Below are 12169 nucleotides of genomic sequence, written 5' to 3'. Positions count from 1 at the left end.
TTTGGGTGTTACACATCATTCAGCAATGTTCTGGGACAATTCGCCCTTGCTTTCGTAGTTCTTCATCAAAAACTCGTCGGCTTCGGCAATATCCGTTATCACATACTTACCTATATTACATATCTGCATTTCATCGAGAGCATCAATCAGATTCTTGTACGAAGACTTGTCGGTAGCCTTGATGATGACTGTCGGCGTATCCTTTCCGCTTTTTATCTCGGAAAGCTGTTTCCGGTAGTCATCCTCTGATATCTTAAGATCCAGTTTCTGCTGCTTCAGTCTGTTCACCTCGTTCACAGCAACTCTATTACGTTGCAGAAGCATTGCCCGCAGACCATCCGCCTGATAGGTAGTTTCCTTCAGTGAAGTATAGTCCTTGTAGTTGGGCTCCCCTTCGTAATAATACAACTTGTTGTCATCCCCCAGCAACAGCGTGATGGCTTGGGAAGCCTTGACTTTGGTCTGCTGCTCCTCGGTGATGGTCTTGTCATTGCTCGGCATGCTTATCTCCATGGTCTGAGGTTTGCTCAGTGAGGTACAAAGCATAAAGAAGGTAATCAGCAACATGTTCATGTCCACCATAGGTGTAAAGTCCACCCTGACAGTCATTTTCTTCTGCTTGCTTTTTCCACCTTTCTTGTTGCCGCTTTCTTGTATTTCAGCCATAATGTTTCCTTTCTTGTTCTACTTGTAACTCGTAGCTTGTCACTCCTCACTTGTGGTCTTCAGAGAAGTAATCAGGTTGTACCGGTTCTCTCTGAGGTCCTGAAGTGAATTCATCACATTTTTTATTACGGAATAAGGAGTATTGGCATCTGCCTTGATGGCAATGCGCAAATCACTGTTCACTGCACGGGCGTTGCGTACCCAGGCCTTGAACTGATTGTCAATACTGTCTGTCGGTATCCCCTCATTCTTCAATACAGCATCTTGCTGGTCTTGCGGCAAGTCGAGGTATTTCTTCATACTCTTCATCGGCACACCAAAGGTAGACGCCAGCATGAATTTTTTAGTTTCCTCCGGAGTGAAAGTCACTCCATACTCCTGCCCCATAGCTTCCAGCACTTCGCGCAAGTCGGACTGCTTGTCCAGACTCATAAATACTTTTCCGCTCGGATCGACCAATATCTGGAGTACATTTGTCTCCGGAATCTTAATCTCGGATACAGAGGCGGGAGTCGTTACTTGTACCGGCTCTTTCTTCACGAACGTAGAAGTCAGCATGAAGAAGGTCAGCAGCAGTACAGTTACGTCACTCATCGCCGTCATATCGATGAACGTACTTTTCTTTTTTATTTTCGCTCTGCCCATAATCGTTTCATTGAAAATTAAAATTGAGAATTCATTCGTTGAATAGATAATAGAAGCCTACGTCACAGCGCAGCTCCAACTATCAGCAGTCAACTATTTATGGGTAGCTGCAAAAGTCTGCACGATGGAGAAACCAACCTCATCGAGGCTGTAAGTCAACTTGTCAATCTTGTTTGTATAATAGTTGTAGGAGATAACGGCCAATGCACCGGTCAAGATACCGAAGGCAGTATTAATCAAAGCCTCGGAAATACCTTGCGACAGAGCCATGGAGTCGGCTGAACCTCCGGCTGCAAGGGCGGCAAATGAACGGATCATACCGATAACTGTACCGAGCAATCCCATCAATGTACCTAAAGTCGTGATGGTACCAATAATAGGAAGATTCTGCTCCATCATCGGCAGTTCCAGCGCAGTGGCTTCTTCCAATTCCTTCTGGATGGCAAGCAGTTTCTGGTCTTTGGACAGCTCTGTGTCATTCTCCATCTCGGCATACTTCTTCAAAGTGGCATTTACCACATTGGCTACAGAACCACGTTGTGAATCGCAGATTTGTTGTGCCTTCTTCATATCACCTTCAGCCAAGGCTGCTTTGATGTTAGCTACGAATTTCACCAATGACCCCTTACCAAAGGCAGCGCCAATGGCAATATAACGTTCAATACTCAGTGCGATGACAGTCAGCAAAAGCGTTTGAATTACAGGAACAATGAATCCACCTTTATAGATGGTACCGAGGAAGTTACCCGGCAACGGATGGTTGTTCGGGTCGTTGTTCATAAAGTTGGAGGGATTTCCCAACACAAAGTGAAAAATAAGCACGGCGATGATAAAACAGATTACGATTACCCAACCGGCGGATCTGATGCCTTTAAAAGAGGCTGCTTTTTTTTGAGTAGTTTCCATGATGAAAAGTTTAATTGTTGGTATTTAAATAGAGTTTTGAAAATAAAGCATAGGGATACGACTTCCCGCTTACGAACCGATAGGGCGTAATCATCCTTGCAACCTTAACTAACATATATGTACACTAAAGGTCACCTGCCTTCAGTCTCTTCAAGACAATAAGGAGAAAAAGGGGGAAATCAATAAGAAGAAAAGTTGGCTAAATCAAAATCCGCCGAAGCGTATAAATATAGTAATCACTGCCCGTCAATGCATAGTACGGGTCTTTATCTGAGTAGTATAATTTAGAGCGGCCTTGCACGAGTAGATTCTCGTGGTTGGATAACATCAAAAGAATGTTTCTGAGGAAAAGATTGTCTTCAATCACCCTGCGCAAACGCTGTTGATGAGAAGAGTAAGTTTCGGAAACCGGTTTGTTTCCCAGTTCGACATCCGTAGTCCATGCGAACTTGGTATTCGTGAACAATGAATTCTTCTTGTCAATACTATTGTCGGAAGTAGAAGAACATGAAGATAAAGAAGCGGAAACTTCAGCAGTTCCGGCCATTCTGTCATCCACCTGCACCAGGTCAATGGCTTTACCGCTAATGCTGCAAGTCAACATCAGTAGCATGCATATCCAGAATGTCTTTACAGTTGTTTTCATGTCGTCTAATGATTCTACAATAAATAACAGATGTCTCTCTTATTTGTTTTACAACTATATTACTTTCTTTTGTAAAAAGATTAAATTGTTCACTGATTAAAGGATTTACTATACCTTTTAATACTCTGTAAAGGTACGAATAATATATGAAATACGAAAGTGGGAATAGGATATAAAATACTGATTTTAAACGTTTTTAATCATTCATTTAGCACCTTAATTCGGGAATTAATCTGATGAATATACGATGAATAATTATATATAATAAGGTATAGTGATTAGCGGTAGAAACGGAATGTTAGAGGAGAGGTATATAAAACGAACAAAGCCTCCGTATCCTTATCAGACACGGAGGCTTCTTCTGAAAAACGGCGACTACCTACTCTCCCACTGTTACGCAGTACCATCGGCGTGACCGGGCTTAACTTCTCTGTTCGGAATGGGAAGAGGTGGAACCCCGGTGCTGTAGTCACCTGAATAAGGTAGACATGATGCGAAAAAAGCAAAGCATTCATTTATGGCTGAACGTATATACCTCCATACAAGGCAAGGCAAAAAGTGAACGGGCAATTAGTAACGCTCGGCTATGACATCGCTGCCTGTACACCTGCGTCCTATCAACGTTGTAGTCTACAACGACCCTGAGAAATCTAATCTTGTGGCTGGCTTCGTACTTAGATGCTTTCAGCACTTATCCAATCCCGACTTAGATACCCGGCAATGCACCTGGCGGCACAACCGGTAAACCAGAGGTCAGTCCAACACGGTCCTCTCGTACTAGTGTCAGAGCCACGCAAATTTCATGCGCCCACGATAGATAGAGACCGAACTGTCTCACGACGTTCTGAACCCAGCTCGCGTGCCACTTTAATGGGCGAACAGCCCAACCCTTGGGACCTTCTCCAGCCCCAGGATGTGACGAGCCGACATCGAGGTGCCAAACCCCTCCGTCGATATGAGCTCTTGGGAGGGATCAGCCTGTTATCCCCGGAGTACCTTTTATCCTTTGAGCGATGTCCTTTCCATACAGAAACACCGGATCACTATGCTCTAGTTTCCTACCTGATCGACTTGTGAGTCTCCCAGTCAAGCGCCCTTATGCCATTACACTCTGCCGACGGTTACCAATCGTCGTGAGGGCACCTTTAGAAGCCTCCGTTACGCTTTTGGAGGCGACCACCCCAGTCAAACTACCCACCAAACAGTGTCCCCGCAACAGCGGGTTAGAACTCAAATAATCAAAGGGCCGTATTTCAACAGCGGCTCCACGAACACTGGCGTGCCCGCTTCAAAGCCTCCGGCCTATCCTACACATCAATTACCCAAATTCAATGTTAAGCTATAGTAAAGGTTCACGGGGTCTTTTCGTCCCATCGCGGGTAATCGGCATCTTCACCGATACTACAATTTCACTGAGCTCACGGTTGAGACAGCGTCCAGATCATTACACCATTCGTGCAGGTCGGAACTTACCCGACAAGGAATTTCGCTACCTTAGGACCGTTATAGTTACGGCCGCCGTTTACTGGGGCTTCAATTCAACGCTTCTCTTGCGATGACGTCTCCTCTTAACCTTCCAGCACCGGGCAGGTGTCAGGCTGTATACTTCATCTTTCAATTTTGCACAGCCCTGTGTTTTTGTTAAACAGTTGCCTGGACCTATTCTCTGCGCCTCAATTGCTTGAGGACCCTTTATCCCGAAGTTACAGGGTCAGTTTGCCTAGTTCCTTAACCGTGAATCACTCAAGCGCCTTAGTATATTCAACCCGACTACGTGTGTCCGTTTGCGGTACGGGTACCGTAAGGATTAAGTTTAGCGGATTTTCTTGGAAGTATGATTACACGCACTATTGGATTGTCCAGAAGGACGCTCCATACTGTCAGGTTCGACTCTCATTCCGGATTTGCCTGGAACAATCAACATCTACACCCTTCAACGGACTATTCCGTCAGTCCGCGGCGCTGTCACGACTCCGTCTCCACGTCACTCCTTAAGGTAGTACCGGAATATTAACCGGTTCTGCCATCGGCCTCGCCGTTCGGCTGAGCCTTAGGACCCGACTTACCCTGATCCGATTAGCGTTGATCAGGAAACCTTAGTCTTTCGGCGAGGGGGTTTCTCACCCCCTTTATCGTTACTTATACCTACATTTGCTTTTCCACACGCTCCAGCAAGGCTCACGCCTTACCTTCGACGCTGAGTGGAATGCTCCCCTACCGATGATTTCTCATCCCAAAGCTTCGGTAGAATACTTATGCCCGATTATTATCCACGCCAAACTCCTCGACTAGTGAGCTGTTACGCACTCTTTAAATGAATGGCTGCTTCCAAGCCAACATCCTAGCTGTCTTAGCAATCTGACTTCGTTAGTTCAACTTAGTATTCATTTCGGGACCTTAGCTGTTGGTCCGGATTGTTCTCCTTTAGGACATGGACCTTAGCACCCATGCCCTCACTCCTGACATAGAACTGACACGCATTCGGAGTTTGTCAAGACTTGATAGGCGGTGAAGCCCTCGCATCTTATCAGTCGCTCTACCTCATGTCAGTATAAGTCAAGGCTGCACCTAAATGCATTTCGGGGAGTACGAGCTATCTCCAAGTTTGATTAGCCTTTCACCCCCACCCTCAGGTCATCCAGAAGCTTTTCAACGCTTATTGGTTCGGTCCTCCAGATGGTGTTACCCATCCTTCAACCTGCCCAAGGGTAGATCACTTGGTTTCGCGTCTACTCCTTCCGACTATACGCCCTGTTCAGACTCGCTTTCGCTTCGGCTGCGGATCTGAGATCCTTAACCTCGCCGGAAAAAGTAACTCGTAGGTTCATTATGCAAAAGGCACGCCGTCACACTAAAAGTGCTCCGACCGCTTGTAGGCACATGGTTTCAGGAACTATTTCACTCTTCTGTTCGAAGTGCTTTTCACCTTTCCTTCACAGTACTGGTTCACTATCGGTCTCTCGGGAGTATTTAGCCTTACCGGATGGTCCCGGCAGATTCACGCAGAATTCCTCGTGCTCCGCGCTACTCAGGATACCACTAGGCTTCGGTTGGCTTCGCATACGCAGCTATCATGCTCTATGGCTGTACTTTCCAGAACATTCTGCTCACCAACTTTCTTGCCACAACGTGGTCCTACAACCCCACACATGCCGTAACATGGATGGTTTGGGCTGTTCCCCGTTCGCTCGCCACTACTGGGGGAATCATTATTTATTTTCTTTTCCTGCAGGTACTAAGATGTTTCAGTTCCCTGCGTTAGCCTCCCGCATTGCGGGATGATATCCCTTCAGGATATCGGGTTGTCCCATTCGGAAATCCGCGGATCAAAGGTCATTTGCACCTACCCGCGGCTTATCGCAGCTTATCACGTCCTTCATCGCCTCCGAGAGCCAAGGCATCCGCCATGTGCCCTTACTTACTTTTTGTCTTACCGATCACGTATGGTCGATATATACTTTCAGCTTTCAACTTTACTTTTTTTGGTCACATCATGTCAAAGATCGTTGTCAAGGATTAAGGATTAAAGATAATTCCTAATCTTGAGAAGTGGAGAATAACGGATTCGAACCGTTGACCCCCTGCGTGCAAAGCAGGTGCTCTAGCCAGCTGAGCTAATCCCCCTTCACCATTGATGAAAGACCCGCTAAATCGTAACCGGTCGGTCACCAACTGAGAAGTAGTCCCAGGCAGAGTTGAACTGCCGACCTCTACATTATCAGTGTAGCGCTCTAACCAACTGAGCTATAGGACTGTCAGTCAAACCCTCGCCTTACGGCTCGGCTTCTACTTTTCTCGTATATTTTAATAAACAAGTACGCGCAGTACAAGAGGTTCTTATGGAAGCATAACTTCAAGAACCAACGATCGAGTCGAGACGTCACTCCAGAAAGGAGGTGTTCCAGCCGCACCTTCCGGTACGGCTACCTTGTTACGACTTAGCCCCAATCACCAGTTTTACCCTAGGGCGCTCCTCGCGGTTACGCACTTCAGGTACCCCCGGCTTTCATGGCTTGACGGGCGGTGTGTACAAGGCCCGGGAACGTATTCACCGCGCCGTGGCTGATGCGCGATTACTAGCGAATCCAGCTTCATGGAGTCGGGTTGCAGACTCCAATCCGAACTGAGAGAGGTTTTAGGGATTAGCATCACGTCACCGTGTAGCTGCCTTCTGTACCCCCCATTGTAACACGTGTGTAGCCCCGGACGTAAGGGCCGTGCTGATTTGACGTCATCCCCACCTTCCTCACATCTTACGACGGCAGTCTCGACAGAGTCCCCAGCATAACCTGATGGTAACTATCGATAAGGGTTGCGCTCGTTATGGCACTTAAGCCGACACCTCACGGCACGAGCTGACGACAACCATGCAGCACCTTCACAAATGCCTTGCGGCTGATCTGTTTCCAGAACATTCATTTGCAATTTAAGCCCGGGTAAGGTTCCTCGCGTATCATCGAATTAAACCACATGTTCCTCCGCTTGTGCGGGCCCCCGTCAATTCCTTTGAGTTTCACCGTTGCCGGCGTACTCCCCAGGTGGAATACTTAACGCTTTCGCTTGGCCGCTTACTGTATATCGCAAACAGCGAGTATTCATCGTTTACTGTGTGGACTACCAGGGTATCTAATCCTGTTTGATACCCACACTTTCGAGCATCAGCGTCAGTTACAGTCCAGCAAGCTGCCTTCGCAATCGGAGTTCTTCGTGATATCTAAGCATTTCACCGCTACACCACGAATTCCGCCTGCCTCTACTGTACTCAAGACACCCAGTATCAACTGCAATTTTACGGTTGAGCCGCAAACTTTCACAACTGACTTAAGCATCCGCCTACGCTCCCTTTAAACCCAATAAATCCGGATAACGCTCGGATCCTCCGTATTACCGCGGCTGCTGGCACGGAGTTAGCCGATCCTTATTCATACGGTACATACAAAAAGGCACACGTGCCTAACTTTATTCCCGTATAAAAGAAGTTTACAACCCATAGGGCAGTCATCCTTCACGCTACTTGGCTGGTTCAGACTCTCGTCCATTGACCAATATTCCTCACTGCTGCCTCCCGTAGGAGTTTGGACCGTGTCTCAGTTCCAATGTGGGGGACCTTCCTCTCAGAACCCCTATCCATCGATGGCTTGGTGGGCCGTTACCCCGCCAACAACCTAATGGAACGCATCCCCATCAATGACCGAAATTCTTTAATAGCTGAAAGATGCCTTTCAGATATACCATCGGGTATTAATCTTTCTTTCGAAAGGCTATCCCCGAGTCATCGGCAGGTTGGATACGTGTTACTCACCCGTGCGCCGGTCGCCAGCAAAGAAAGCAAGCTTTCTTCCTGATGCCCCTCGACTTGCATGTGTTAAGCCTGTAGCTAGCGTTCATCCTGAGCCAGGATCAAACTCTTCATTGTAAAAGTATCGTGACTGCGCAAATTAAAAAAATTAATATGCGACAGCTTGTTATCTGTTCAGGACGCTCGAATTCAAAAGTTTATCTTTACCTATATAAAATAAGTATTGACGGTTCTCTTGTTTTACCCAAGGCTTTCCCCATTGATAAGGAAAAACCTTGCTCTTGTACTACTTGTATTGTTTATGTAAATCTGTTCAAAGATCGCTCGTTTCACGATTGCTGTTCTTTTCAGAAAGCGGATGCAAAGGTAAGAACTTTTAAGTATATCCTCCAAATATTTTCGGAAGTTTTTTTCTCTCTTTTCTCTTTCCTCGTCGTCTCTCTTGTCGAAAGGGAGGCAAAAAGAAAAAGAAAGAAGAACCAGGCACCGTTTCTTTTAAAAGAATGTCAACTCGCGCTGCTTTCATTTTCAAAAGCGGGTGCAAAGGTAAGAACTTTAAAGCATAACTTCCAAATATTTTCAGAAGTTTTTTTTCATTTTTCTTTTCCAAGGCCGAAGTTCCGGAAGAAACCGATGGCAAAGAAGAGAAAAATGGAAGCTTACCGCTCCGTTTTACTGTCAGAATGTCAAAACATCGCCGCCTTCGTTCCCGAAAGCGGATGCAAAAGTAGGCCTTTTATGGACATCTGCAAAATTTATACACGGTTTTTTTGAGAGATTCCATGAACTTTTTCATAACTCACTGATTGATAGATATGTTTTAAAGCATGTTTTTTAAAGGAAACTGGGATAAGGAAAGGAAGGGACACATTATATATATACGCGCGCGCAATACAAGCTCCAATTCATACCTTGACATAGACCACTGAACGACAGGCACCGCGCTTGCGAATCACGCCGGAATCGATAAATGTCTGCAAATCCCTCGAAGCCCGGCGGGCGGTGACGTGGACAAGGCGGGAATATTCTGCACGAGTGATACAGATATTAGCCTCCAGAAAGTCCATCATGCTTTTTTCACGGGCAGCCATGTCGCCCATTGCTTTCGGTTTATCCGGAAAGAAGCGTTTATCCGCACGTTCCAACTCCATCTTACCTGCCACATAACGTTTGAATTCGATGCTGGGACGGAATTTCACCGTGGACATCTTGACCGACTCCGCACGTACTTCTTTCTTATTCATCACCGGATGGGTACACTTCAGCGTGGTGCTGAAGAAGCCAAGTCCCTCTATCTCCACCGTATAGCCCTTTGCCAGCCAGTCTCCAAGCGTAGTGGTGATAGCTTGCACAATACCCACAACCATGGCGTGGGGCATATGTTCTTCACGAAAAACCCGTTCCATGAACTCTTTACCGGAAATGGTTCCCTTGGAACAGACACGGGCATGTAGCGACTTCGGTTCCTCGCCTTCGGGACGGGCGTTTCATAAAGGTCATAATAAGCACTCATAAAATAATTTAAATTAATGGTTTATAGAGAATTGAGGGAAACTTGCAGCAAACTTGGGGAAGAAATGTTCTCGAAATCGGCAGAAGCTGGCAGTAAAGGTACTAATTATTTTTCTTGCCACAAGGATTTTACTTTCTTTCCACTGCCGTATTCTTTTCTTTCCACAGCTGTGGAAAGAAAAGAATACGGCAGTGGAAAGATTAGCATCTAGGATAGAAAAGGATAACTCCCAATGGGTCTGTCTTTAGTTCTTGGCAGGCAAAGAAACAGAAGCCTCCAATATCGGGGAGACAGACTCCCAAACCTGAGCATCAATACTCTGCATTCCTTGCACAGAAGGATGCCCCCATTGTTTATCAATGTCGTGCAAACGAATATTCTCGATGCCATAGTGCCGGCAAATTTCATCCATGGAATCAGTTACCTCTTCGGATAATTCAGAATTGGTAATATTATAAATCCTGGCCGCAGGATAGAGCTGCTTGAGAGATGCAAGCAGATAGCAAAAGGCAGGACGGAAGCTATACAAATCGGCTTTCGTCCAGCCATCATATTGGTATGCGCCAATGGGGGCACCTGCCCAGCTGTCATTGGTACCGCCAAAAACAAGGATTATGTCGGGGGTGCCGAGGTTGTGAATACGGGTGATAAAAGAACGGTCGGAGTAATCGGCTTTCTCGTAACCGGTATGACAGACGGTGGAGCCGGAATAGGAATTGTTGCGTTCCAACTGAAAGCCGTGCTCATGGATGAAACGGTACCACCAGGTTTCCTCCATCTTTGTCACATCATTCTCTTTCTTTTCGCCGGGAACTCCATACCAGCAGAGATTGGCGGCAGGAGAGACATGACCGTAAAAAGTGGAATAGGAATCGCCAAGAATAGAAACTTTCTTTTGAGCAAACACCCCTGATATAAGGGGCAGGGAGAAAATAGCCAGAAAAAACAAGGATTTGCAGTTCATAATCAATAGATTTTTATGTCGTATGCCGCAAAGTTATAAAGTTTGTCCCGGTTTGACGGCAGGAGACCGTAGTTTTTTTGCCATAGCCCGCTTATATGAAAGTTCCTCTACCGCCGGATTTCCACAAAAAAGGAAATGCCGGATTGATAGAGGAGCAAGAGAATGAAGATGAGAAAGAGTATATTTTACTCCCGCCCTCCACCGAGGGCTTGATAGAGGTTGATGATACCTTGTATTTCATCAAAGCAGTGGGCTACCTGTGTCAGTTAGGCAGAGAGTAGCCCCTGCTGGGCAGTGAGCACTTCCAGATAGGTGGAGGTGCCGTGCCGCATCAGTAACCGGGTGCTGCGGACGGTAGTTTCCAGTGAAGTTATCTGCCTTGTGCAGAGCTCCGTCTTTCCACGGGCTACCTGCACTTGGGTCAGAGCATTGTTCACTTCGCTGCCGACATTAAGCAAAACTTGCTGAAAAGCGAGCCTGGCTTCTTCCTGCTGTGCTTTGGCATCTTGAGCTGTGCCACGTTCAGCCCTTTGTTGAACAAGGGTTGTGTCAGCGAGTCGATGACAGACAGAAGAAGTTTTCCGGGATTGACAATCATGCTTCCTGCCGAGTTGGTCCAGCCAGCTGTACCGCTCAGGGTGATGGAGGGGTAGAAAGCAGAACGGGCGGCATTTCCCTTACCTGCTGCCGGAGGTCGAGCAGCGAAGCTTCCACCTGGGCGACAGTTGGCTTCGGATTGCGAAACACTCGCCTCGTTCGTCATGCCTGCAGCCATCATGGCTCGCATGGTGCGTGCACTTTCGCGCCAACTGGCGGCTGTTTCTTCGGAAATGCGGTATTGCTCGTCAAGTATCAGCAAGGTAAAGGTTGGCCACATAGCTATCAGCGAAGTGCTGACGGCTTGTTCGTACTCCAAACTTTGAAGGTAGAGCGCTTTGGAGCAGCGCATGGCACTGGTCAAATTAGCCCAAATATCGACTCTCCAACTTGCCGAGGCAATACCGGAATAGGTCCACGAACCTTTGGAATTGTCGAAACTGCTGACGCCACACTGCGGAGTGAGCATAAACGAAGACAGGTACGAAAGTTTGGCCGACATCAGCGTGGCTTCTGCCTCCCTGATGCATTGCTGGGCGGAAAGCAAGTCGGTGTTGCCTTGCAAGATTTGCTCGATGAGCGACTATAATTGCGTGTCCGTAAAAAGCTCGAGCCAGGAAAGGGAGGCGATGGAGACAGTGTCCGATGCCGCAAACAGACTCAGGCTATCCAAACTTTGCCCGTCCAAATCGTGTTCATAAAGTCCATCGGTTGTGATGTCCTCCGGGCGCTGGTATTTGGTATAGATGCCGCAACTGGTCAGTACCAAGCCGGCGACAGCTAATACTGAAAGAGATTGCCGACAAATACCGTTTTCCCGACCAGTTTTTTTTCGGACGATATTTCAAGAAACACACGAGAATGTCACCCAAGGAGTATAGAGCAAAGAGAACTGAAGCATAAGCATACATAAATCCCCCTTATCCTCTACCT

General features: G+C 46.9%; 8 protein-coding genes, 2 tRNA genes, 3 rRNA genes and 2 pseudogenes. 2 read left to right on the top strand and 13 right to left on the bottom strand.

Going from position 1 to position 12169, the window contains the following annotated elements:
• Positions 1-15: 15 nt before the first annotated feature.
• The 9 genes from EYA81_RS10925 to EYA81_RS10885 form a co-directional block, all read right to left on the bottom strand.
• Complete coding sequence (locus tag EYA81_RS10925) at positions 16-666, bottom strand: biopolymer transporter ExbD (protein ID WP_005828642.1); 651 nt, start codon at positions 664-666, stop codon at positions 16-18.
• Positions 667-705: 39 nt separating this feature from the next.
• Entirely contained in the window at positions 706-1311 is a 606-nt protein-coding gene (locus EYA81_RS10920) for a biopolymer transporter ExbD (RefSeq protein ID WP_005828648.1), read from the bottom strand.
• Between the two features lie 93 nt (positions 1312-1404).
• Positions 1405-2217: a MotA/TolQ/ExbB proton channel family protein gene (locus EYA81_RS10915; RefSeq protein WP_005828650.1), complete on the bottom strand. Its 813-nt coding sequence runs from the start codon at positions 2215-2217 to the stop codon at positions 1405-1407.
• 199 nt (positions 2218-2416) lie between these two features.
• Positions 2417-2863: a hypothetical protein gene (locus tag EYA81_RS10910; protein ID WP_005828652.1), complete on the bottom strand. Its 447-nt coding sequence runs from the start codon at positions 2861-2863 to the stop codon at positions 2417-2419.
• A gap of 366 nt (positions 2864-3229) precedes the next feature.
• A 5S ribosomal RNA gene (gene rrf, locus EYA81_RS10905) occupies positions 3230-3340 on the bottom strand.
• 73 nt (positions 3341-3413) lie between these two features.
• A 23S ribosomal RNA gene (locus EYA81_RS10900) occupies positions 3414-6291 on the bottom strand.
• Between the two features lie 122 nt (positions 6292-6413).
• Positions 6414-6487: transfer RNA gene (locus EYA81_RS10895), tRNA-Ala, on the bottom strand.
• A 56-nt stretch (positions 6488-6543) separates the two neighbouring features.
• Positions 6544-6617: transfer RNA gene (locus tag EYA81_RS10890), tRNA-Ile, on the bottom strand.
• 135 nt (positions 6618-6752) lie between these two features.
• A 16S ribosomal RNA gene (locus EYA81_RS10885) occupies positions 6753-8279 on the bottom strand.
• The 16S, 23S and 5S rRNA genes sit together here with 2 tRNA genes alongside, the layout of an rRNA operon.
• 36 nt (positions 8280-8315) lie before the next feature.
• On the opposite strand from EYA81_RS10885, the gene EYA81_RS19655 reads away from it, so the two are divergent.
• Positions 8316-8936, top strand: a complete 621-nt coding sequence (locus tag EYA81_RS19655) for a hypothetical protein (RefSeq protein WP_242672379.1) — start codon at positions 8316-8318, stop codon at positions 8934-8936.
• Positions 8937-9067: 131 nt separating this feature from the next.
• Here EYA81_RS19655 and EYA81_RS10875 read toward each other — a convergent pair whose 3' ends face one another.
• The 4 genes and pseudogenes from EYA81_RS10875 to EYA81_RS19945 form a co-directional block, all read right to left on the bottom strand.
• Positions 9068-9586, bottom strand: a complete 519-nt coding sequence (locus EYA81_RS10875; RefSeq protein WP_227201806.1) for an HU family DNA-binding protein — start codon at positions 9584-9586, stop codon at positions 9068-9070.
• Positions 9587-9919: 333 nt separating this feature from the next.
• Positions 9920-10639: an SGNH/GDSL hydrolase family protein gene (locus tag EYA81_RS10865; protein WP_131225732.1), complete on the bottom strand. Its 720-nt coding sequence runs from the start codon at positions 10637-10639 to the stop codon at positions 9920-9922.
• Between the two features lie 185 nt (positions 10640-10824).
• Positions 10825-11792: pseudogene (locus tag EYA81_RS10860) on the bottom strand (TolC family protein); the annotation flags it as partial.
• Between the two features lie 27 nt (positions 11793-11819).
• Positions 11820-12005: a hypothetical protein gene (locus EYA81_RS19945; protein ID WP_370293083.1), complete on the bottom strand. Its 186-nt coding sequence runs from the start codon at positions 12003-12005 to the stop codon at positions 11820-11822.
• 11 nt (positions 12006-12016) lie between these two features.
• Here EYA81_RS19945 and EYA81_RS19650 point away from each other — a divergent pair.
• A pseudogene (locus tag EYA81_RS19650) lies at positions 12017-12139 on the top strand (AraC family transcriptional regulator); the annotation flags it as partial.
• Positions 12140-12169: the final 30 nt, after the last annotated feature.

This window comes from Bacteroides sp. A1C1 (assembly GCF_004328515.1).
In the GTDB taxonomy this organism is placed as follows: Bacteria; Bacteroidota; Bacteroidia; order Bacteroidales; family Bacteroidaceae; genus Bacteroides; species Bacteroides uniformis.
This window is presented reverse-complemented; position numbering and strand designations above follow the sequence as displayed.

Bases quoted from the DNA above. Each gene is read 5' to 3' on its own strand.
- EYA81_RS10865 (WP_131225732.1), bottom strand. From the start codon at position 10,639: ATGAACTGCAAATCCTTGTTTTTTCTGGCTATTTTCTCCCTGCCCCTT.
- EYA81_RS10920 (WP_005828648.1), bottom strand. From the start codon at position 1,311: ATGGGCAGAGCGAAAATAAAAAAGAAAAGTACGTTCATCGATATGACG.
- EYA81_RS10925 (WP_005828642.1), bottom strand. From the start codon at position 666: ATGGCTGAAATACAAGAAAGCGGCAACAAGAAAGGTGGAAAAAGCAAG.
- EYA81_RS19655 (WP_242672379.1), top strand. From the start codon at position 8,316: ATGCGACAGCTTGTTATCTGTTCAGGACGCTCGAATTCAAAAGTTTAT.
- EYA81_RS10915 (WP_005828650.1), bottom strand. From the start codon at position 2,217: ATGGAAACTACTCAAAAAAAAGCAGCCTCTTTTAAAGGCATCAGATCC.
- EYA81_RS10910 (WP_005828652.1), bottom strand. From the start codon at position 2,863: ATGAAAACAACTGTAAAGACATTCTGGATATGCATGCTACTGATGTTG.